Here is a 19,180-nt window from a genome sequence, read left to right on the forward strand (position 1 = left end):
ATCAGCTACATTGATGTCGGCTGACACACCATCGCGAGCAAGCTCGCTCCTACAGGTTTCCCGACATGCTCGACAGCCTGATTCATCAACAACTCGATCGCCTCGAGCAACTCATGGCGGATCAGCCGTTCGCGGTGCTGACGGGTGCCGGTATCAGCACGCCGTCGGGCATTCCGGATTATCGCGACAACCAGGGTGTGCGGCGTGGCCGGCAGCCGATGATGTATCAGGAATTTCTCTCGGCCCCGGAATCCCGACGGCGCTATTGGGCGCGGGCGATGCTCGGCTGGCCACGGGTGCGTCAGGCCCAGCCGAATGTGGCTCACGAGACACTCGCGCGGTTGCAAAGCACCCGGCAGATCAGCGGTCTTATCACCCAGAACGTCGACACCCTGCACGATCAGGCCGGCAGCCATGACGTCATTGAACTGCACGGCAGCCTGCACCGGGTGCTGTGCCTGGACTGCGGAAAGCGCAGCGAGCGCGATTCGATCCAGCACCTGATGGAAACCCAGAATCCTTACCTGGCAGGCGTGGACGCAGTGCAAGCCCCGGACGGCGACACCCTGCTCGACCCGGCTTTCGAAGCACGCTTTCAGGTGCCGCATTGCCCACATTGCGCAGGGGAACGGATGAAGCCGGACGTGGTGTTTTTCGGTGAAAACGTCGCGCAGGTCACGGCAGCCAAAGCCATGGCAGCGGTCGAACATGCCGCCGGATTGCTGGTGGTCGGGTCTTCGTTGATGGCGTATTCGGCGTTTCGTCTGTGCCGCGCGGTGGTGGATCAGGGCAAACCGCTGATTGCGATCAACCTGGGCAAGACCCGGGCGGATGAGATGCTGGATTTGAAGATTGAGGGGTCGTGTGAGCAGCTGCTTCCGTTATTGGCCCAACGCCTGAACAACTGACAAAACCCAATCCCTGCGGCAGCTCCTACATGGGAACTGTGATCAGCTCATGGAAACTCGCTGGCCGAGATTTTCCTCTTTGAGCACATCAAACAACGCCTGCGCCGCCGCCGACAACTCTCCGCCCGGCAACGTCAGTACGCCTAACGCCCGCTCCACCACCGGATCGCGCAAGGTAATGCAGCACGCGCCCAGCTCGCGCATCTGCCCGGCACACAACGCCGGCACCGCACTCACCCCCAACCCGCTGGCGACCATCCGCCCGACCGTCGCCAGTTGATGGCTCTCAAACTCCACCGGCAGCTTCATGCCCCGCGCCTGCAAGTGTTCTTCCAGCATCACCCGCACTGTCGACGGCCGCTGCAAGGTGATGAAAGGCTCCTTGAGCAAGGTCTGCCAGTCGATTTCGTCCAGCTCGACCAGCGGCGAATCATGGGGCACCACGGCGACGAAGCGGTCGATGTACAGCGGCGTGAATTGCAGCGACGAACTCTGGGTCGGTTCGAACGCCACGCCCAGTTCCACCTGGCGATCGCGGACCATTTCCAGCACTTGCTCGTTGATCACATCGTTGACCGTGACGTTGACTTTCGGATACCGGGCGCGGAATGTCTTGAGGATTGGCGGCAACAGGTTGCCGGCGAACGACGGCATGGCCGCCAGGGTCACGCGGCCGCGCTGGAGCGTGAAGCGCTGACGCAGTTCGTCCTCGGCGTTGTCCCAGTCGGCAATCAGGCGACGCGCCAGCGGCACCAGGGACTCGCCCTCGGCGGTCAGTGCCACATTGCGCGTATTGCGCGTGAAGAGGCGCCCGCCCAGGCCCTCCTCCAGCGCTTTGATGGTCAGGCTCAGTGCCGATTGCGACAGGTGCAAGCGCTCGCAAGCCACGGCAAAACTCAGGCTCTGGGCCACGGCCAGAAAGGCGCGGATCTGCTTGACGGTCATACTCGGTTTCTCCCGGCTATTGTAGGAGCTGCCGAAGGCTGCGATCTTTTGATCTTCGACGATTACCGCTCTGTCAAAAACAAGGTCAAAAGATCGCAGCCTTCGGCAGCTCCTACGAACTATTGAGTTTTATCTATCAATCAACATTAAAAATCAACTTAACAAATGAATCTTGCGGCGAGACACTCAACCCCATACGGCTAGCCAGCCGCCCACAAAGAATAAAAGAGGTGCATATGGCAGGTTTCGACAAGCGCGTGAGTTCCTACGAGGAAGCTCTGGCAGGTCTTGAAGACGGCATGACCGTGATCGCTGGCGGCTTCGGCCTGTGCGGCATCCCGGAAAACCTGATCGCCGAGATCAAGCGCAAAGGCACCCGCGACCTCACCGTCGTTTCCAACAACTGCGGCGTCGACGGTTTCGGCCTCGGCGTGCTGCTGACCGACCGCCAGATCAGCAAGGTCGTGGCCTCCTACGTCGGCGAAAACAAGCTGTTCGAAGAGCAACTGCTCAAGGGCGAAATCGAAGTCACCCTGACCCCGCAAGGCACCCTCGCTGAAAAAATGCGTGCAGGCGGCGCCGGCATTCCGGCCTTTTTCACCGCCACCGGCGTCGGCACTCCAGTCGCCGAAGGCAAGGAAGTACGCGAATTCCATGGCCGCAAGTACCTGATGGAAGAATCCATCACCGGTGACTTCGCCATCGTCAAAGGCTGGAAAGCCGACCATTTCGGTAACGTGATCTATCGCCACACCGCCCAGAACTTCAACCCGCTGGCCGCCACCGCCGGCAAGATCACCGTGGTCGAAGTCGAAGAAATCGTCGAGCCCGGCGAGCTGGACCCGGCGCAGATCCACACCCCAGGCATCTACGTCGATCGGGTCATTTGCGGCACGTTCGAAAAACGCATCGAACAGCGCACCATCCGCAAATAATTCAGGCTGACGGAGAATAAAAACATGGCACTTTCCCGCGAACAAATGGCTCAACGAGTCGCCCGCGAAATGCAGGACGGCTTCTACGTGAACCTGGGCATCGGCATCCCGACCCTGGTTGCCAACTACATCCCCGAAGGCATGGAAGTCATGCTGCAATCGGAAAACGGCCTGCTCGGCATGGGTCCTTTCCCGACCGAAGAAACCATCGACGCCGACATGATCAACGCCGGCAAGCAAACCGTGACCGCGCGTATCGGCGCTTCGATTTTCTCCTCGGCCGAATCCTTCGCGATGATCCGCGGTGGCCATGTCGACCTGACCGTACTGGGCGCGTTCGAAGTGGACGTCGAAGGCAACATCGCCTCGTGGATGATTCCCGGCAAACTGGTCAAGGGCATGGGCGGTGCGATGGACCTGGTGGCTGGCGCCGACAACATCATCGTCATCATGACCCACGCCTCCAAGGACGGTGAGTCCAAGCTGTTGTCCAAATGCAGCCTGCCGCTGACCGGCGCCGGTTGCATCAAGCGCGTACTGACCGACCTGGCCTACCTGGAAATCGAAAACGGCGCGTTCATCCTGAAAGAACGTGCACCGGGTGTCAGCGTTGAAGAGATTGTCGCCAAGACCGCCGGTAAACTGATCGTGCCGGACCACGTGCCGGAAATGCAGTTCGCTGCCCAGTGAGGAATCATTCCATGCAAGAAGTCGTCATTGTTGCCGCCACGCGCACCGCGATCGGCAGTTTCCAGGGTTCCCTGGCCAATGTTTCTGCCGTCGACCTGGGCGCTGCGGTGATCCGTCAGTTGCTGGCACAAACCGGCCTCGACCCGGCTGAAGTCGATGAAGTGATCATGGGTCAGGTGCTGACCGCCGGCGCCGGGCAAAACCCTGCGCGCCAGGCTTCGATCAAGGCCGGCCTGCCGTTTGCTGTGCCGGCGATGACCCTGAACAAGGTCTGCGGCTCCGGCCTCAAGGCCCTGCACCTGGGCGCTCAGGCGATTCGTTGCGGCGACGCTGACGTGATCATCGCCGGTGGCCAGGAAAACATGAGCCTGTCCAATTACGTCATGCCCGGCGCCCGTACCGGCCTGCGCATGGGTCACGCGCAAATCGTCGACACCATGATCAGCGATGGCCTGTGGGATGCGTTCAACGATTACCACATGGGCATCACCGCCGAGAACCTGGCCGAGAAGTACAGCCTGAGCCGCGAGCAGCAGGACGCATTCGCCGCCGCTTCGCAGCAGAAGGCTGTGGCTGCAATCGAAGCCGGGCGCTTCGTCGATGAAATCACCCCGATCCTGATTCCGCAGCGCAAGGGCGATCCGCTGTCCTTCGCCACCGACGAGCAGCCACGGGCCGGCACTACCGCCGAATCCCTGGGCAAACTCAAGGCCGCCTTCAAGAAGGACGGTTCGGTGACTGCCGGTAACGCTTCGTCGCTGAACGACGGCGCCGCCGCCGTGATCCTGATGAGCGCCGAAAAAGCCAAGGCTTTGGGCCTGCCGGTACTGGCAAAAATCGCCGCTTACGCCAACGCGGGCGTCGACCCGGCGATCATGGGCATCGGCCCGGTGTCGGCCACTCGCCGTTGCCTGGACAAGGCTGGCTGGAACATCGGTCAACTGGACCTGATCGAAGCCAACGAAGCTTTCGCCGCGCAATCGCTGGCCGTGGCCAAGGACCTGGAATGGGACTTGAACAAGGTCAACGTCAACGGCGGCGCTATCGCCCTCGGTCACCCGATCGGTGCCTCGGGTTGCCGCGTGCTGGTGACCCTGCTGCATGAAATGATCAAGCGTGACGCCAAGAAAGGCCTCGCCACCCTGTGCATCGGTGGTGGTCAAGGCGTCGCCCTGGCGCTCGAACGAGCGTAACGCGTTCAACAGATTGCGCGGGGACCCACGAATAACCGCGCGATTTGGCAAAACACCCGGTGCGACTCACGTTGCACCGGGTTCTTTTTGTCTGGCATTCAGGCAAATTTCACCAGATTCAGTGCTGGCAGCGGTCCGCCCGGAAACTGCACCAGCCGCCCGCCGACACTCAAGCTGCCAAGGTCGACGCCGAAGAAGCCAAGACGCTCGATCAGCGCCGCCACTCCAACCTTGGCCTGTGCCGAATCGCCCGAGAAAAACAGCACTCTGCGACCACCTTCCGCCGCTGGGTCGCCGTCGACCAGATGCGCCTGAAGATGATTGAACGCCTTCACCACCCGCGCGCCCGGCACCCATTCGGCAAAGACTTCGCTGGACACACGGCCCTGCAAATCCACGGCCTTGAACAACGGAGCCTCGATCGGGTTGTTCGCATCGATCACGATCCGTCCGGCGAAATCCGGCAGACCGGCCAGTGCCATCGGCAGTTTCGACCAGTTCACCGCAACCAGCACGATGGGCTGAGCGGCGGCTTCTTCGCGAGTGCCGGCACGAGCAGTTGGCCCGAGTTCAGCCACCAATGAAGCCAGTGTTTCTGGCCCGCGACTGTTGGCGATGACCACTTCAATGCCTTGACGCGACAGTGACCGGGCGAAGGCTGCACCGATTGCACCGGCACCAATAATTCCAATTCTGCTCATGGTTTTGTCCTCTCAGGAAGGTGATCAGGCGGTGAAACCGCCATCGGCAATGATGTCCGCGGCGGTGACGAACGCCGCTTCCGGGCTGGCCAGGAAAGCCACGACGCTGGCGATGTCTTCCGGTTTGCCATAGCGGCCAATGGCGATGCCCGGGCCGACGATTTCGCTGACCGGGCCGCCGTCCGGGTTCATGTCGGTGTCGGTCGGGCCGGGGTGAACGGTATTGACGGTGATGCCCAGCGGACCGAGATCACGGGCGAGGCTGCGGTTGAATCCGGCGATAGCGCCCTTGGTCAAGGTGTACAGCGATGCGGTGGGAAACGCCGCGTAATGGGTCATCGACGAACCGATGTGGATGATTCGACCGCCCGTCTTCATGATCCGCGCCGCTTCCTGGGTAGCGACAAACACCCCGGTCACGTTGACCGCGATCATGCGCTGATAGTCTTCGAAACTGATGTTCTGGATCGGCCCGCCGAGGGCGATGCCGGCGTTGTTGACCAAAATATCCAGGCTGCCGAACGCCTCGACGGTGCGGGTGACGGCTGCACGCACGGCGGCCGGATCACCGGCATCGGCGGCAATCGCCAGGGCACGGCCGCCCGCGGTTTCAATGGCCTGGACCACCTCAAAGGCTTTGCCCGGGGACGCACTGAAGGTCAGCACAATATTGGCCCCATCGGCGGCCAGACGCTTGGCAATCGCTGCGCCGATGGAGCGGGAGCCGCCGGTGACCAGTGCGGTTTTGCCTTCAAGTGGAAGTCGGTTCGTCATGGAATTTCACTCCGTGGGTTGGGGATGGAGTGAATACTGCGCTTGCCATTAGCGCGTGATTAGCCGGTAATGCCTTGAATGATTTTCAAGCATCAGTAGCAGGTGTGTTGCCATGGAAACCCTCGCCAACCTCGAATCCTTTGTGCGCAGCGCCGAAACCGGGAGCTTTTCCGCAGCCGCCCGCTTGCTCGCGCTGACCCCCGCTGCCGTCAGCCGCAACGTGGCGATACTGGAACGCAACATCGGCGTGCGCCTGTTCCAGCGTTCGACCCGCAAGCTATCCCTGACCGAGGCCGGTGAAAGCTTCCTGGCCAACATCGGTGGCAATCTGGAAGCGCTGCAAACAGCGATCAACGCGGTCACTACCGATCAGGGTGAGCCGGCAGGTGTGCTCAAGGTCAGCCTGGCGCCGACCTTCGGCATCGGCCATATCCTGCCGCTGCTGCCGGCGTTCCTGGCGCGCTACCCGCTGATCCGCCCGGAATGGCACTTCGAAAATCGCGCCGTGGATTTGATCGCCGAGGGTTATGACGCCGCCATTGGCGGCGGTTTCGAACTGACGCCCGGGGTCATCTCACGAACCCTGGCACCCGCTGAAGTGGTGGCGGTTGCTTCACCGGCCTATCTGGCGCTGCGCACCCTGCCCGCCAGCCCCGCAGACCTGGCCCGGCACATCGGCATCGTGATGCGCGGCAGCCGCACCGGGCGAATTCGGCAATGGCTCATGCGTGATGGTGCAGGCAATGAGGTGCCGGCGAGCATGAACGAAAGCATCGTTTTGAATGATCCCGCCGCCATGCGCGAGGCAGCGGTGTTGGGGTTGGGGGTGACGTTGCTGGTGCTGTCCGATGTGCAGCCGAATATTCAGCGCGGTGAACTGGTGCGCCTGTTACCGGATTGGCAGGCCGATGCGGGGGCTATTTCGCTGTACTACCCGAGCCGGACGCTGATGCCAGCCAAGACCCGGGTGTTTATCGATTTTGTGGTTAAGGCGTTTCAAACACAGACCGCGTAATCGTTCATCGCGAGCAAGCTCGCACAGTGGAACGCGGTCAACTGTAGGAGCGAGCCTGCTCGCGATGGCGCCCGACCAGTCACCCAAAAAGCTGCAAGATCAACCAGCTATTCGCCCCACTGATCACCGCAAACAGCCCCCACGCCAACACCCGTGTCGGCAAACGGTTCACAAACGGCCCCATGAGTTTTTGATCGTTGGTCATGCGTATCAACGGATATAGCGCGAACGGCAACTGCAAACTCAACACCACCTGACTCAACACCAGCAACTTGCCGATCGCATCGTCGCCCATCAGCCACACGCCAATGAACGCCGGGATCAGTGCCAGGCCACGGGTGATCAAACGCCGTTGCCAGCACGGCAGGCGCAGGTTGAGGAAACCCTCCATGATCACCTGGCCGGCAATCGTGCCGGTGAAAGTCGAACTCTGCCCCGACGCCAGCAGCGCCACGCCGAACAACACACTGGCCAACGCCCCGCCCACCAACGGATCGAGCAGGTGATAGGCGTCTTGAATGTCGACCACTTCGGTGTGCCCGGTCTTGTGAAACGCCGCGGCGGCGAGGATCAGGATCGCGGCGTTGACCAACAGCGCTAAAGCCAGGGAGCCGATGGTGTCGATGCGCGCCAGCTTCACCGCGTCCTGCTTGCTGGCGACGTCCTTGCCGATCAACCGCGTTTGTACGATCGAGGTGTGCAGGTACAGGTTATGTGGCATCACGGTGGCGCCGAGAATGCCGATGGCGAGGTACAGCGGCGCCGCATCACTCAGGGCCGACAGCGATGGCTTGAAACCTTGGGCGACTTCAGGCCAGTACGGTTTGATCAGCAGCAACTCGACGAAAAAACACGCGCCGATGGTGCAAACCAGCACCAGCATGATCGCTTCCAGACGCCTGAAACCACGGTTTTGCAGGGCCAACACCAGCAAGGTGTCGAACGCCGTGAGGGCGATGCCGAAGGTCAGCGAACAGCCCAGCAACAAATGGAATGCCAGGGCACAGCCGAGCACTTCGGCCAGGTCAGTGGCAATGATCGAAATTTCCGCCAGCACCCACTGCGTGCGGGCTGTCCGTTTGCTGTAGCGCTGCCGGCACAACTGCGCCAGATCGCGTCCGGTCGCGATGCCCAACCGCGAACACAGGCATTGCACCACCATCCCCGCCAGACTCGCCAACAGCACCACGAACAACAGGCTGTAGCCAAACCGCGACCCGGCCTCGATGGCGGTCGCCCAGTTGCCAGGGTCCATGTAGCCAATGGACACCAGCAAACCGGGACCGGCAAAACGCAGGACCCGTTTGAAAAATGACGCGCTCGGGTCGACAGCAACGGTACCCGCCACTTCCGGCGGACAGAACGGCGCAGTGCCGACTTTGGGCAAACTGAATTTCACGCGATGATCCATCAACAGGTGGGAAGGCGCAGCTTAGACGTTTCGCCTCGCACGCCCAAGGGGGAACTGCGGGCACATGGGGCCGATCGGCACTTTGTATACAAAAAACATCAATCGGTGCAGCAATCCATCTCTCGCAGTGCTAACGTTGCCACCTGACACAGGTTGGAGATGTACGCGTGCTGATGCTCAAATTGCTGGTGATTCCCGGATTCCTGCTGCTGATTTCCCTGGCTGGTAAACGTTGGGGGCCAAGCGTGGCCGGTTGGTTGTCGGGGTTGCCGGTGGTGGTCGGGCCGATTCTGTTTTTCCTCGCCATCGAACAGGGCGAGCTGTTCGCCGCTCAATCGGCCCAGGCGGCGCTGTCGGCCATGTTCGCGATGATCGCTTTCTGCGTGACTTACGCGCAGGTCGCCCAACGCACCGGATGGCCACTGGCGCTGACGATTTCCCTGTTGGTGTGGGCCGTGATCGCCGTGGTGCTGTCGTTGATCCCACCGTCACTGGTGTTTTCGGTGATCGCCGCCGCGACTGCCCTGTTGGCCGCGCCTTACCTGTTCCCTTCGGTGCAACCCATCGTTTCCGGTCCAAAACCGAAGTCCGACAAACTGCTGCTGCGCATGGTCGCCGGCGCCCTGCTGACGCTGGCTGTCACTCTGCTGGCCAGCACCGTCGGCGATCGCTGGAGCGGGTTGCTCGCAGTGTTCCCGGTGTTGGGCAGCGTGATGGCGGTGTTCTCCCAGCAAACCCGTGGCCCGGCGTTTACCGCTGCCCTGCTGCGGGCGACGGCCACCGGCATGTATTCGTTCTCGGCATTCTGCCTGGTCCTGGCGCTGACATTGCCGAGTATGGGGATGAGTGCGTTTGCTCTCGGCGTGGCGGTGTCGGTGGCAATGCTGGGCGTGACCAAACGCCTGCTGGCGCGGCCCGTCGGCCAGGTTCCGGCGGACGCTGGACGAACCGCGATCAAGCGCTAAGCTGCAACAGGTCATCGGGCAAGGAAGTCGCCCGTTCAACGCCTGAAGGAACAGACATGGCCACGTCCAGCGTCCGTAGTGCCCGCTCCGCCACCGCGGTCGGCGTGATCGCAATCTTCCTCTGGTCCTGCCTGGCGTTGCTGACCACCCTCACCGAAGGCATTCCACCGTTTGAACTGCTGACCCTGAGCTTCGGCGTTGCGTTTATCGCGACCTTGATAATTCTGGGTCGACGCGGGCTCAGCGGTTTCAGCAGTTGGCGCCAACCCTGGCCCGTCTGGGCGACAGGGTTTGTCGGAATTTTCGTTTATCACGCGCTGTATTTTTTCGCGCTCAAGTCTGCGCCGGCAGCCGAAGCCAGCCTGATTAACTACCTGTGGCCCCTTCTGCTGGTGCTGCTCTCGGCCTTCGCCGCCGGAGAAAAACTGCACAAGCGCCAAGTCCTCGGTGCAATTCTGGGCCTGGCCGGCACCGCTTTAATCATGCAACAACGCGATACCCATACCTCCGCCGTGATGCCGGTGGCCGGGTACTTGGCGGCGCTCGGATGTGCGCTGATCTGGGCCGGGTACTCGGTGTTCAACCGGCGGTTCAAGGAAGTACCGAGCAGCATCATCGGCGGCATTTGCGGCATGTCGGCCCTGGGCGGGCTGGTCTGCCATCTGGCGTTCGAAACCACAGTGTGGCCCGATTTCAGGCAATGGACAGCGATCGTCATTCTGGGCCTCGGCCCGGCGGGACTGGCGTTTTTCGCCTGGGACCACGCCACCAAACACGGCAGCCTGGCCACGCTGGGCGCGCTGTCCTACCTGGCTCCGCTGATTTCCACCGTATTGTTGATCGTCGTCGGCCGCAGCCATGCCAGCCCGATCCTGATGATTCCTGCGCTGCTGATTATTGCCGGCGCGGTGATCGCCACCGCGCAGCCGTCGGTTAAATCCCCTACAACACCTTCGATGGTTTCGCACGAGTAGCCCAACAACTCCGTACGTCAATCGAACAGGTTTCGCCCACCATCAGCCTCAGTTCAAACCACTACGACTGAGGCCTACATCATGAAATTCTTTTTCCACCCTTCGCCGAACCCGATGAAAGTCGCCCTGCTGCTTGAAGAACTGCAAACGCCTTACGAGCTGATCGGCGTCGACACCTTCAAAGGTGAACAACACCTGCCAGCCTTCCTGGCGATCAACCCTAACGCCAAGGTCCCGGCGCTGGTCGATGGCGACGCCACGGTCTTCGATTCCCAGGCGATCCTGCTGCACCTGGCGCAAAAACATCAGCGTTTCCTGCCCACCAGCGCTGCCGGCAATGCCGAATTGCTGTCCTGGCTGATGTTCATCGCCACCGGCCTCTCGCCGTTCTCCGGCCAGGCCGTACACTTCATGCACCACGCGCCGGAAGACCTGCCATACGCGAAAAACCGCTACTTCAAGGAAGTCGAACGCCATTACCGCGTACTCGATCAACGCCTGGCCGAGCATCAGTACCTGGCCGGCGACACCTACAGCATCGCCGACATGGCCCTCTGGGGCTGGGCCAACTACGCGCCGTACATCCTCGGTGAAAACGGTCTGGCGGCCTATCCGAACGTCAAGCGCCTGTACGACGAAATCAGCGCCCGCCCGGCTGCCCAACGCGCTCAGGGTCTGAAAGAGAAGCTGGTACTCAAGGCCGAGTTCGACGAAGAAACCCGCCGCAACCTGTTCCCGCAAAACCAGGCTCAGTAAGCCGCTCCCAATACAGGAAGGTGATGAAATGAGTGATCAAGTCGCGTTTATCGTTTACCTGCCGGCCAAACCCGAACGTTTTGCCGAAACCAAAGAACGGCTGCTGGACGTCGTGCACCAGATGTCGGCCGAGCGGGACTTCGTCAACACCTGGGTGCATCAACTCCAGGACGAACCGAACACCTTGGTGCTCTACGAAACCTGGAACTGCAGCAAGGAAGACTTCATCGCTCGTCACCTGAGCAAGCCGTATCGCCAGGAGTACGAAAAACTGCTGCCGGAGTTGTTGGCGAGCGCACGCCGAATCGAGTTTCTGGATGTGATCGAGAGTTATCCGGTGCGTCGCGAAGATTGAGGCTGGCTCGGCAACGGACAACGACCGTCCGTTACCCAACGCTGGAACACGTCACAACCTCCATGGGATGATCGCCCCCCACCGCGCGACCATCCCTGGAGATTTCGAATGTCATTGTTGAGTAAAAAAGCCGTTGTCCTGTTGCTGGCGGCGGCGGCCACTTTCGGGGCTCTGAATGCGCAGGCCGCCAAGGCCACGGCCAAGGAGACCGCATCTGCACAGAAGGTTTCGATGCTCGACGGCAAGTTCACGTTCACCCTGCCCAAGGGCTTCGTCGCCAATCCGCTGCCGACCAGTCCCACCGGCGCAAGCGGCACCATGTACGCCAACGAGACCACCAAGACAGTGGTCATCGCCGCGCAAAACAGTCTGCCGGAAGGCACCACGGTCAAGGACAACGACGGAGCATTTCTGGATGGCACCGTCGCCGACTTCGACGCGGCACAACGCAAGGCCCTGCCCGACTACAACAAGCTCAGCGAAAAAAGCCTGACCCTGAAAAGCACCGGGTTGGGCGTACGCCAGGTCGACAGCACCGCCACCCAGGGCGGCGGCATGACCCTCAACACCACGCTGATGGCCGCGTCCGGCAGCCACATGACGGTCATTCAGGTCATTTCCCGCCCCGGCGACATGGCCGCCCACGAGACGCTGATCAAGCAGATCGTCAGCGGCAAATAAATCTCAGGGATTGAGGCGCTGCAACCAGGCGCTCAAATCCTGCATCTCTTCGGCACTGATGTTGTGGCCAACACCCTGATAGGCGTGGAACTCGGGTTCGAGTGAAATGCTCTGCAACAGGCTGTTCGCTTCGGTGCCATCGCTGTACGGCAGACGTTTGTCCGCCGTGCCATGACCGATGAAAATCGCCAGCGACTGGCGTTTTTCATCCGGTTTCAGTTCGGCCTTGAGCACCGGCAAAATCCGCCCGCTCAACGCGGCGATCCCGCCCACCGCTTCAGGATGGCGCAGCGCGACTTCGTAAGACATGATCGCGCCCTGGCTGAACCCCACCAGGAAAACCTTGCCCGGCTCAGTGTGATATTTCTTTGTTGCCTGTGCGACAAAATCCAGCAGCATCTGGCCGCTGGACTTCAGATCATCGGTCTCACCGTTGTAGGCACCTTCGCCTTTCTTGCGAAACCACTGGTAACTTCCCTCCTGCATCACCATCGGCGCCCGCACCGACAGGTACGTGTATTGCGCGGGCAATTCATCCTTGATGCCGAACAGATCCTGCTCGTTACTGCCGTAACCGTGGAGGAAAATCACCAAGGGCTGATCGTGGGAATCGGAGGGTGCCTGCTCCACGTACTTGAGCGGCAGGTCGGTTTGCAGCGGGGTTTGAGCGTGGACAGCGGCGGATGCCAGCAGCATGAACAGAGCCAGAAATTTCAACATAAGCCTTCCTTCACAATGCGCAGGATTCGGGGAAGAGCCTAACACTGTGAAGCAGACCGAGGTATTTTCGCTGTGCCAACTACCGCTATCGCCAGCAAGCTGTGCTCCTACAGGTTTGGCGTTGTTCCGTAGGAGCACAGCTTGCTGGCGATGAGGCCCTATGCGGCCCAAAGAATATTCAGCTCAATCGTTGATCAACTTCCCAACCCGAATCGGTTCCCGCCCCGCCACTTTCGCCTGCCAGGTCCCCGGCTGCGTATAACGCCCGCGATCAATCGCAAAAAGTACGCCGCTGGTCCCGGCACGTACGGTGGTGACCTTGTCATTCAACGGGTCGACCACCTCAAACAGCGCATCGCCCTTCTCCACCCACTCCCCGGCTTCGCGCAGGAAACTGACGACACCGTGATGCGGCGCGAACAGGTATTCGGTGCCTTCGAACGGCATGCCTTCACAGCACTCATCCGGCGCTGCCGGCCAAGTGCCCTTGATGAAACCCTGCTCAGCGAGAAAGCCCAGAATCGCCTCGCAATTGGCTTGTGCTTGATCGACCCGGGTGTCGCCCATGCTGCCCAGCTCCAGAGTGGTTGCCAGGTTGGCCGGTGGAATGGCGGCCTCGGGGAACGCCCTGGCCAGACGCAACCACGGCGAAGAACAGGATTCGTCAAAAGAGCTGCCGCCGGAATCCTCACACAACAACGCCACGCCAGCCTGCAAACGCGCCGCCAGGGATTGCCACTGTGGCCAGTGTTGCGGCAGTGCGTAAATGTGAATCGCCGCTTCGAAATCGCAATGCAGATCGAGGGTGATGTCAGCGTCACAGGCATGGCGCAACAACAGGCGATGCATGGCTTCGAGTTGTGATGCCGGGGCCGGCAAACCGTCGAGAACCTGGCCCATGGTTTGGCGGATCAGCGTGATGTTCGCCTCGGCATCGCTGCCCAGACGATCACCCACCAACTGCGCCACCGGTGCACTGAGTTCGACAAACGCGCGGTTGAAATTCTTGCCGCTGCCCAGTTCGAAGCGGCCCATGTGACTGCCTTGCAAGTGCTGGTCGAGACCGATCGGGTTGGCCACCGGCACAAGCTCGATCACACCGTTCAACTGTCCCTGAATTTCGAGATCGGACAGACGCTTCTTCAGTTCCCACGCCGTGCGCATACCCGGCAATTCGTCGGCATGCAGACTGGCCTGGATGTAAACCTTGCGGGTGCCCGCGCCATAACGGAACACACTGAGGGTGCGTTCGGAGCCGAGGTGACTCCAGGGCAGAGGGTGGTCGATGCGTTGCATGGGAGAACTCCAGAATCAGGGCTACAGGTTTCTCATTTCATGAAATGAAAGCATAAAAAAAGTGGCCTCCGCGTCAACGGGGCCACTTTTTTCTACGGCGTATTAATGACCGTAAACGTCAAAGTCGAAGTACTTGTCCTGCACTTGCTTGTACTTGCCATTGGCGCGGATTTCAGTGATGGCGGTGTTGAATTTGTCCGCCAGCTCTTTATCACCCTTGCGCACAGCAATACCGGCGCCGCCGCCGAAGTACTTGGCGTCTTCATAGGTCGGGCCGACGAAAGCGAAGCCTTTACCGGCGTCGGTCTTCAGGAAACCGTCGTCCAGGTTGACCGAGTCGGCCAGCAGCGCGTCGATGCGACCGGAAACCATGTCCAGGTTGGCTTCCTGCTGGGAGCCGTAACGCACCAGCTCAATACCGGCCGGCACCAGTACTTCGGTGGCGAAGCGGTCGTGGGTACTCGCGCGCAGTACACCGACCTTCTTGCCTTTGAGTTCGATCAGCGGGTCTTTGATGTCGGTGCCTGCCTTCATCACGAAGCGCGCCGGGGTGTGGTAGTACTTGATGGTGAAATCGACGTTCTTCTTGCGATCGTCAGTGATGGTCATGGACGACAGGATGGCGTCGATTTTCTTGACCTTCAGCGCCGGGATCAGGCCGTCGAATTCTTGCTCGACCCAAGTACATTTCACTTTCATCTGCTCGCACAGCGCGTCGCCGATATCAACGTCGAAACCGGTGAGTTTGCCGTCAGGGGTTTTCATCGAGAATGGCGGGTAACCGGCTTCGATACCGATGCGGATCGGCTTGGCGTCTTCGGCCACGGCGGTCAGGGACAACATCGACAGTGCCAGGGCACCGAACATCACTAGCTTCTTCATTTATAACTCCTGTGTGCGGAGGTTTTTATTGGCAGCTTTCGGTCGTTGCTTGTGGCAGGTAAGGACCGAAGAGGCCGGCAGTCTAGAGTGGCTGGTGCGGGGCAAATTGTTTATAGGCGACAAATACTTACAGAAATTGGCCGAGTCGATGATTGCCGTAGAAGCTTGCGCCAGAGCGGTGCAAAGCCTGTCAGACAATTATCGTTTCCGGAAAAAACCTACAAGATTTTGGGAGCATTCCGACTGAACAGTCATGCTGGCGATGAGCTCTTTTTTGCGGCACATTGACCACCCACCCCGCCCGTTCAAGAGAAGCACGATGTCCGAGTTGAACCTGATCCAGCACCACCCTGCCGAGGGTCCGGGCGCCATTGCCGCGTGGGCCGCTTCCCGTGGAGTGAAGCTGAACGTCTTTCGCGCCGACCTCGGTGAGTTGCCGGCGGTGAGCGCGGCACCGGCGATTCTGTTGGGTGGGCCGTATGAATCCAACGCCGGGCCGGCATGGCTGGAGGCCGAACGCCAATGGCTGGCCGGCAGCCTCGAACAAGGCGCTGCAGTGTTCGCCATCTGCCTGGGGGCGCAATTGTTGGCCTTGAGCCTGGGTGGAAATGTGCGGCGCATGGCGCGCACGGAAACTGGCTGGACGCAGGTGAACTTCGTCGATGGCCAGAGCCTGAAGGTGCTGGAATGGCACGAAGACGCCATCGACCTGCCGCCGAATGCGCAACTGCTGGCCAGCAGCGAGCAGTGTGAGCAGCAGATGTATTGCGTGGGACCGACGCGGGTTGGCTTGCAGTTTCACCCGGAATGGAATGCCGAATCGGTGGCCCTGCTCAACCAGCACTTCGCCGATGAGTCGCCGCTGCCTCGGGGGACGCAGGACAGCGCCGCCTACGCCAGCGTTTTTGACTGGTTGCAGGCGACGCTGGATCAGTGGTGGGTGAAAATTTAAAAGCCAGATCAAAAGATCGCAGCCTGCGGCAGCTCTTACAGGAGGACGCATTTCAATGTAGGAGCTGCCGCAGGCTGCGATCTTTTCGGTTACATCAACACTCGCAACCGATCACGGCTTTCACCGGCCGTTGCGCCGCGACACTCAACTCAAACCCTTCATCCAGCCACCCGGTCACGCCGCCAATCATCTCCTTGACCGGGTAGCCCAGCGCCGCCAGTTTCACCGCAGCCTTGTTGGCGCCGTTGCAGTGCGGCCCCGCGCAATAAACCACGAACAGGCTGGTTTTCGGGTAGGCCGCCAAACCTTCGGCAGTGAGCAAGCGCCCCGGAATATTGATCGCACCCGGTACATGGCCACGTTCGAATGCCAGCGGGCCGCGGACATCAACCAGAACAAAATCAATGAGGCCGGCCTGTTGACTGCCGTGGACGTCGGAGCAATCGGTTTCGAATGTAAGACGGTTGCTGAAATGCATCAGGGCGATGGCCGATGGTGCGGCAGGAATTTCGCGAACAAGGCTGGTCATGGGCAGTTCTCCAGAGCGTCAGTGGGTGTGAACAGACTTTATCCGCCTGCCACTTGCGGCTACAGTGGCGCACAGGACACTCACCGGGAACTTTCCGCCAAATGCAATCAGCCCCTGGATTGGTCGCAATTCTGGCCTACGACGGCCTCTGTACCTTCGAGTTCGGCATCGCCGTGGAGATCTTTGGCCTGCCGCGACCGGAGTTCGATTTCCCGTGGTACGAGCATCAGATTGTCGCGGTCGATCAAGGACCAATGCGCGCGATGGGCGGCATCCAGGTCTTGGCCGATGGCGGCCTGGAACTGCTCGAACACGCCCGGACCATCATCATTCCCGGTTGGCGTGACCGCAACGCGGCGGTGCCCGAAGCGTTGCTTGCAGCCCTGCGTCAGGCCCATGCCCGAGGCGCGCGGTTATTGTCGATCTGTTCAGGGGTTTTCGTGCTGGCTGCCACCGGATTGCTCGATGGTCATGGCGCCACGACGCACTGGCGCTACACCACGGAACTGGCCGGACGTTTTCCGAACATCCTGGTGGACCCGGATGTGCTGTATGTCGATTCGGGTCAGTTGATCACCTCGGCCGGCAGCGCTGCGGGCATCGATGCCTGCCTGCATCTGGTCACACGGGATTTCGGTACGCAGGTATCCAATGCCGTAGCGCGGCGACTGGTGATGTCTCCGCAACGCACCGGTGGCCAGGCGCAATTCATTCCGACACCGGTCAGTCCTACACCGCGCAGCGATCTTTCCCGCGTCATGCAGTGGGCACGTGAACGTCTGCATGAACCGCTGGAAGTGCGCGACCTGGCCAGCGAAGCGGCCATGAGCGAGCGCACCTTCCTGCGCCGTTTCAGTGAAGCCAGCGGTCAGTCGCCCAAGACCTGGCTGCAACACGAACGCCTGGGCCGCGCCCGCGAACTGCTGGAAAGCACCGATCAAGGCACCGAGCAGATCGCCCAGCGCTGCGGTTATCGCTCGGTGGAAAGCTTCCGCGTGGCGTTTCGCAGCGTGGTCGGCGTGCCACCGTCGGTGTATCGGGAACGGTTCGGGCGCAAGGTCAAGGCCATGTCCTGAGGTGTTGTTCAGGGCTTGCGCAGCAGATAGGTGTCCATGATCCAGCCATTGGCCAACCGCGCCGCCTTGCGCACTCGCTCGATCTCATCTGCCACATCTTTGAGCTTGCCGCTGATCAGGATTTCATCCGGCGTCCCGAGGTAAGCGCCCCAGTAAATCTCGGTGTCCTGATCCGCCACCTGATGGTAGGCATCCTGCGCATCCAACATCACCACCAAGCTGTCCGCATTGCTGACCTGCCCCGCCGCCAGACGCCGTCCGGTGGTGATTTCAACCGAGCGGCCAATCTGATTGAGCGGCACTTTGTGCTGCGCTGTCAGCGCCTGGACGCTGGTGATGCCGGGAATCACCTCGAACTCGAACGCACACGCGCCTGAGGCCAGAATCGCCTGCAAGATGCGGATTGTGCTGTCGTACAACGCCGGATCACCCCACACCAGGAAACCGCCGCATTGCTCGTCGGACATTTCCTCGTTGATCAGCCGTTCAAAGGTCCGCTGCTTGGCCAGGTTCAGATCGTCGACACTGGACGTGTAGTCCACATCGCCCCGCTCGCGTTCCGGGCTCAAGGCTTCGACAAAGCGGTAATCGCGATCGGTGATGTAGCGCTCGCAAATCTCCCGGCGCAGGTCGATCAGCTTGTCTTTGCTCTGGCCCTTGTCCATGAGGAAAAACACGTCGACCCGATTCAGCGCCTTCACTGCCTGCATGGTGATGTAATCGGGGTTGCCGGCGCCGATGCCGATAATCAGGAGTTTTTTCATCAAAGCGTTCCTTCAGGGTCAGTGCCCGGCAAGCGTAGCCTCCAGTATCCATTGAACCTCAGTTCGATGGCCGACAACGGTTCAACATCAATCAGGTTGAACGCCGAACTTCGCAACACCGTGGTGAGCGCGGCGCGGATGATGAACGGATGGGTTACGGCCACGACATGACCGGGTGCAGCCTCCAGTGTCGCGATCCAGGCGCTCACCCGCTCAGTGACTTGCGCCGCTGACTCGCCACCGTGGGGCGCTGAATTCGGGTCGGCAAGCCAGGATTGGAGTAATTCAGGTTCGGCTTTTTGCAGATCGTTGATGCGAACCCCGCTCCATCGGCCGAAATCGCAGTCCCTGAGCGCCGCGACAACTTCCGCGCTGCTACCGAACAATTCGGCGGTTTGCCGGGCCCGCAGCTCCGGACCGCACAGCAATTTCGGCGGATGCTTGAATTGAGAACTGCGCGCGCCCCTTGCTGATTGCCAATCCATCTCCAATGGCTCATCCGTAGGAAAACGCGCCAGTTTCTGTGCGACGGTTCGAGCGTGGCACATCAAGGTCAAACGGGTCGCCTGCACGAAGGATCACTCTGTCGATAGAAAGGAAAAACGGCGTCGCGGCGCCAGTCATCGCGCAATTGTGCCGTAAGCGCCCTGATTCGCCG

At 60.7% G+C, this 19,180-nt stretch carries 22 protein-coding genes; 12 read left to right on the forward strand and 10 right to left on the reverse strand.

All coding sequences use genetic code 11. The features are described 5' to 3' along the window. Nucleotides 1–65: 65 nt before the first annotated feature. On the forward strand, nucleotides 66–908 hold the full coding sequence (locus ACW9JC_RS15060) for an NAD-dependent protein deacetylase (RefSeq protein ID WP_457455735.1): 843 nt from the start codon (nucleotides 66–68) through the stop codon (nucleotides 906–908). Nucleotides 909–950: 42 nt separating this feature from the next. On the opposite strand, the gene ACW9JC_RS15065 is transcribed toward ACW9JC_RS15060, so the two are convergent. Beyond that, the gene (locus ACW9JC_RS15065) at nucleotides 951–1,853 is read right to left on the reverse strand and encodes a LysR substrate-binding domain-containing protein (protein ID WP_457455737.1); all 903 of its coding nucleotides are present in this window, start codon (nucleotides 1,851–1,853) and stop codon (nucleotides 951–953) included. 236 nt (nucleotides 1,854–2,089) lie between these two features. Here ACW9JC_RS15065 and ACW9JC_RS15070 point away from each other — a divergent pair, with 236 nt between their 5' ends. Genes ACW9JC_RS15070 through ACW9JC_RS15080 form a run of 3 tightly spaced genes read left to right on the forward strand, consistent with a single transcriptional unit; the run spans nucleotide 2,090 to nucleotide 4,671 of the window. Continuing rightward, nucleotides 2,090–2,788, forward strand: a complete 699-nt coding sequence (locus tag ACW9JC_RS15070; RefSeq protein ID WP_338581660.1) for a CoA transferase subunit A — start codon at nucleotides 2,090–2,092, stop codon at nucleotides 2,786–2,788. Nucleotides 2,789–2,812: 24 nt separating this feature from the next. After that, nucleotides 2,813–3,478, forward strand: coding sequence for a CoA transferase subunit B (locus tag ACW9JC_RS15075; protein WP_054051104.1), 666 nt, complete (start codon nucleotides 2,813–2,815; stop codon nucleotides 3,476–3,478). 11 nt (nucleotides 3,479–3,489) lie between these two features. Then, nucleotides 3,490–4,671, forward strand: coding sequence for an acetyl-CoA C-acetyltransferase (locus tag ACW9JC_RS15080; protein WP_448108378.1), 1,182 nt, complete (start codon nucleotides 3,490–3,492; stop codon nucleotides 4,669–4,671). A gap of 98 nt (nucleotides 4,672–4,769) precedes the next feature. On the opposite strand, the gene ACW9JC_RS15085 is transcribed toward ACW9JC_RS15080, so the two are convergent. Next, the gene (locus ACW9JC_RS15085) at nucleotides 4,770–5,372 is read right to left on the reverse strand and encodes an NADPH-dependent F420 reductase (protein ID WP_248693566.1); all 603 of its coding nucleotides are present in this window, start codon (nucleotides 5,370–5,372) and stop codon (nucleotides 4,770–4,772) included. Nucleotides 5,373–5,396: 24 nt separating this feature from the next. Next, nucleotides 5,397–6,146, reverse strand: coding sequence for an SDR family NAD(P)-dependent oxidoreductase (locus ACW9JC_RS15090; protein ID WP_457455740.1), 750 nt, complete (start codon nucleotides 6,144–6,146; stop codon nucleotides 5,397–5,399). A gap of 112 nt (nucleotides 6,147–6,258) precedes the next feature. On the opposite strand from ACW9JC_RS15090, the gene ACW9JC_RS15095 reads away from it, so the two are divergent. Beyond that, a complete protein-coding gene (locus ACW9JC_RS15095) occupies nucleotides 6,259–7,161 on the forward strand; it encodes a LysR family transcriptional regulator (RefSeq protein ID WP_457455742.1) in 903 nt (300 codons plus the stop codon). A gap of 79 nt (nucleotides 7,162–7,240) precedes the next feature. Here ACW9JC_RS15095 and ACW9JC_RS15100 read toward each other — a convergent pair whose 3' ends face one another. Next, nucleotides 7,241–8,560 (reverse strand): Nramp family divalent metal transporter, encoded by a 1,320-nt coding sequence (locus ACW9JC_RS15100; RefSeq protein WP_457455744.1) that lies wholly within the window; start codon nucleotides 8,558–8,560, stop codon nucleotides 7,241–7,243. 179 nt (nucleotides 8,561–8,739) lie between these two features. Here ACW9JC_RS15100 and ACW9JC_RS15105 point away from each other — a divergent pair, with 179 nt between their 5' ends. From ACW9JC_RS15105 to ACW9JC_RS15125, 5 genes are all read left to right on the forward strand, one after another. Beyond that, nucleotides 8,740–9,537 carry a hypothetical protein gene (locus ACW9JC_RS15105; protein WP_448108383.1) on the forward strand — a complete coding sequence of 266 codons (798 nt, stop codon included), beginning with the start codon at nucleotides 8,740–8,742 and terminating at the stop codon, nucleotides 9,535–9,537. Between the two features lie 56 nt (nucleotides 9,538–9,593). Further along, nucleotides 9,594–10,511 carry an aromatic amino acid exporter YddG gene (yddG, locus tag ACW9JC_RS15110; RefSeq protein ID WP_457455747.1) on the forward strand — a complete coding sequence of 306 codons (918 nt, stop codon included), beginning with the start codon at nucleotides 9,594–9,596 and terminating at the stop codon, nucleotides 10,509–10,511. A gap of 81 nt (nucleotides 10,512–10,592) precedes the next feature. Then, on the forward strand, nucleotides 10,593–11,267 hold the full coding sequence (locus ACW9JC_RS15115) for a glutathione S-transferase family protein (RefSeq protein ID WP_457455749.1): 675 nt from the start codon (nucleotides 10,593–10,595) through the stop codon (nucleotides 11,265–11,267). Between the two features lie 28 nt (nucleotides 11,268–11,295). Beyond that, the gene (locus tag ACW9JC_RS15120) at nucleotides 11,296–11,622 is read left to right on the forward strand and encodes a putative quinol monooxygenase (protein ID WP_457455751.1); all 327 of its coding nucleotides are present in this window, start codon (nucleotides 11,296–11,298) and stop codon (nucleotides 11,620–11,622) included. A gap of 108 nt (nucleotides 11,623–11,730) precedes the next feature. Continuing rightward, nucleotides 11,731–12,303, forward strand: a complete 573-nt coding sequence (locus ACW9JC_RS15125; RefSeq protein WP_416129705.1) for a DcrB/PsbP domain-containing protein — start codon at nucleotides 11,731–11,733, stop codon at nucleotides 12,301–12,303. A gap of 3 nt (nucleotides 12,304–12,306) precedes the next feature. Here ACW9JC_RS15125 and ACW9JC_RS15130 read toward each other — a convergent pair whose 3' ends face one another. From ACW9JC_RS15130 to ACW9JC_RS15140, 3 genes are all read right to left on the reverse strand, one after another. Then, nucleotides 12,307–13,023, reverse strand: coding sequence for an alpha/beta hydrolase (locus ACW9JC_RS15130; RefSeq protein WP_457455754.1), 717 nt, complete (start codon nucleotides 13,021–13,023; stop codon nucleotides 12,307–12,309). A gap of 183 nt (nucleotides 13,024–13,206) precedes the next feature. After that, nucleotides 13,207–14,319: a succinylglutamate desuccinylase/aspartoacylase family protein gene (locus ACW9JC_RS15135; protein WP_457455756.1), complete on the reverse strand. Its 1,113-nt coding sequence runs from the start codon at nucleotides 14,317–14,319 to the stop codon at nucleotides 13,207–13,209. A gap of 102 nt (nucleotides 14,320–14,421) precedes the next feature. Next, entirely contained in the window at nucleotides 14,422–15,201 is a 780-nt protein-coding gene (locus ACW9JC_RS15140) for an ABC transporter substrate-binding protein (protein ID WP_457455758.1), read from the reverse strand. 319 nt (nucleotides 15,202–15,520) lie between these two features. Between ACW9JC_RS15140 and ACW9JC_RS15145 the strand changes: the two genes are divergently transcribed. After that, nucleotides 15,521–16,153 carry a type 1 glutamine amidotransferase gene (locus ACW9JC_RS15145; protein ID WP_457455760.1) on the forward strand — a complete coding sequence of 211 codons (633 nt, stop codon included), beginning with the start codon at nucleotides 15,521–15,523 and terminating at the stop codon, nucleotides 16,151–16,153. A gap of 94 nt (nucleotides 16,154–16,247) precedes the next feature. On the opposite strand, the gene ACW9JC_RS15150 is transcribed toward ACW9JC_RS15145, so the two are convergent. After that, the gene (locus ACW9JC_RS15150; protein ID WP_448108393.1) at nucleotides 16,248–16,682 is read right to left on the reverse strand and encodes a rhodanese-like domain-containing protein; all 435 of its coding nucleotides are present in this window, start codon (nucleotides 16,680–16,682) and stop codon (nucleotides 16,248–16,250) included. Between the two features lie 101 nt (nucleotides 16,683–16,783). Here ACW9JC_RS15150 and ftrA point away from each other — a divergent pair, with 101 nt between their 5' ends. Further along, nucleotides 16,784–17,758, forward strand: a complete 975-nt coding sequence (ftrA, locus tag ACW9JC_RS15155; protein ID WP_457455762.1) for a transcriptional regulator FtrA — start codon at nucleotides 16,784–16,786, stop codon at nucleotides 17,756–17,758. Between the two features lie 8 nt (nucleotides 17,759–17,766). Here the strand turns inward: ftrA and cobF are convergent, their stop codons facing one another. Together cobF and ACW9JC_RS15165 are read right to left on the reverse strand one after the other, a co-directional pair. Next, nucleotides 17,767–18,522 (reverse strand): precorrin-6A synthase (deacetylating), encoded by a 756-nt coding sequence (gene cobF, locus ACW9JC_RS15160; protein ID WP_457455764.1) that lies wholly within the window; start codon nucleotides 18,520–18,522, stop codon nucleotides 17,767–17,769. Beyond that, nucleotides 18,522–19,094 (reverse strand): histidine phosphatase family protein, encoded by a 573-nt coding sequence (locus tag ACW9JC_RS15165; RefSeq protein ID WP_457455766.1) that lies wholly within the window; start codon nucleotides 19,092–19,094, stop codon nucleotides 18,522–18,524. Before ACW9JC_RS15165 ends, cobF begins: the two co-directional genes overlap by 1 nt. Nucleotides 19,095–19,180 lie beyond the last annotated feature (86 nt).

This window comes from Pseudomonas sp. SDO5591_S426 (assembly GCF_054070755.1).

What these genes read in the sequence shown, in the direction of transcription:
- ACW9JC_RS15060 (WP_457455735.1), top strand. Translation starts at nt 66, where the DNA reads ATGCTCGACAGCCTGATTCATCAACAACTCGATCGCCTCGAGCAACTC.
- ACW9JC_RS15115 (WP_457455749.1), top strand. Translation starts at nt 10,593, where the DNA reads ATGAAATTCTTTTTCCACCCTTCGCCGAACCCGATGAAAGTCGCCCTG.
- ACW9JC_RS15125 (WP_416129705.1), top strand. Translation starts at nt 11,731, where the DNA reads ATGTCATTGTTGAGTAAAAAAGCCGTTGTCCTGTTGCTGGCGGCGGCG.
- ACW9JC_RS15145 (WP_457455760.1), top strand. Translation starts at nt 15,521, where the DNA reads ATGTCCGAGTTGAACCTGATCCAGCACCACCCTGCCGAGGGTCCGGGC.
- ACW9JC_RS15130 (WP_457455754.1), bottom strand. Translation starts at nt 13,023, where the DNA reads ATGTTGAAATTTCTGGCTCTGTTCATGCTGCTGGCATCCGCCGCTGTC.
- ACW9JC_RS15090 (WP_457455740.1), bottom strand. Translation starts at nt 6,146, where the DNA reads ATGACGAACCGACTTCCACTTGAAGGCAAAACCGCACTGGTCACCGGC.
- cobF (WP_457455764.1), bottom strand. Translation starts at nt 18,522, where the DNA reads ATGAAAAAACTCCTGATTATCGGCATCGGCGCCGGCAACCCCGATTAC.
- ACW9JC_RS15075 (WP_054051104.1), top strand. Translation starts at nt 2,813, where the DNA reads ATGGCACTTTCCCGCGAACAAATGGCTCAACGAGTCGCCCGCGAAATG.
- ACW9JC_RS15080 (WP_448108378.1), top strand. Translation starts at nt 3,490, where the DNA reads ATGCAAGAAGTCGTCATTGTTGCCGCCACGCGCACCGCGATCGGCAGT.
- ACW9JC_RS15095 (WP_457455742.1), top strand. Translation starts at nt 6,259, where the DNA reads ATGGAAACCCTCGCCAACCTCGAATCCTTTGTGCGCAGCGCCGAAACC.
- ACW9JC_RS15120 (WP_457455751.1), top strand. Translation starts at nt 11,296, where the DNA reads ATGAGTGATCAAGTCGCGTTTATCGTTTACCTGCCGGCCAAACCCGAA.
- yddG (WP_457455747.1), top strand. Translation starts at nt 9,594, where the DNA reads ATGGCCACGTCCAGCGTCCGTAGTGCCCGCTCCGCCACCGCGGTCGGC.
- ACW9JC_RS15150 (WP_448108393.1), bottom strand. Translation starts at nt 16,682, where the DNA reads ATGACCAGCCTTGTTCGCGAAATTCCTGCCGCACCATCGGCCATCGCC.
- ACW9JC_RS15135 (WP_457455756.1), bottom strand. Translation starts at nt 14,319, where the DNA reads ATGCAACGCATCGACCACCCTCTGCCCTGGAGTCACCTCGGCTCCGAA.
- ACW9JC_RS15070 (WP_338581660.1), top strand. Translation starts at nt 2,090, where the DNA reads ATGGCAGGTTTCGACAAGCGCGTGAGTTCCTACGAGGAAGCTCTGGCA.
- ftrA (WP_457455762.1), top strand. Translation starts at nt 16,784, where the DNA reads ATGCAATCAGCCCCTGGATTGGTCGCAATTCTGGCCTACGACGGCCTC.
- ACW9JC_RS15140 (WP_457455758.1), bottom strand. Translation starts at nt 15,201, where the DNA reads ATGAAGAAGCTAGTGATGTTCGGTGCCCTGGCACTGTCGATGTTGTCC.
- ACW9JC_RS15065 (WP_457455737.1), bottom strand. Translation starts at nt 1,853, where the DNA reads ATGACCGTCAAGCAGATCCGCGCCTTTCTGGCCGTGGCCCAGAGCCTG.
- ACW9JC_RS15085 (WP_248693566.1), bottom strand. Translation starts at nt 5,372, where the DNA reads ATGAGCAGAATTGGAATTATTGGTGCCGGTGCAATCGGTGCAGCCTTC.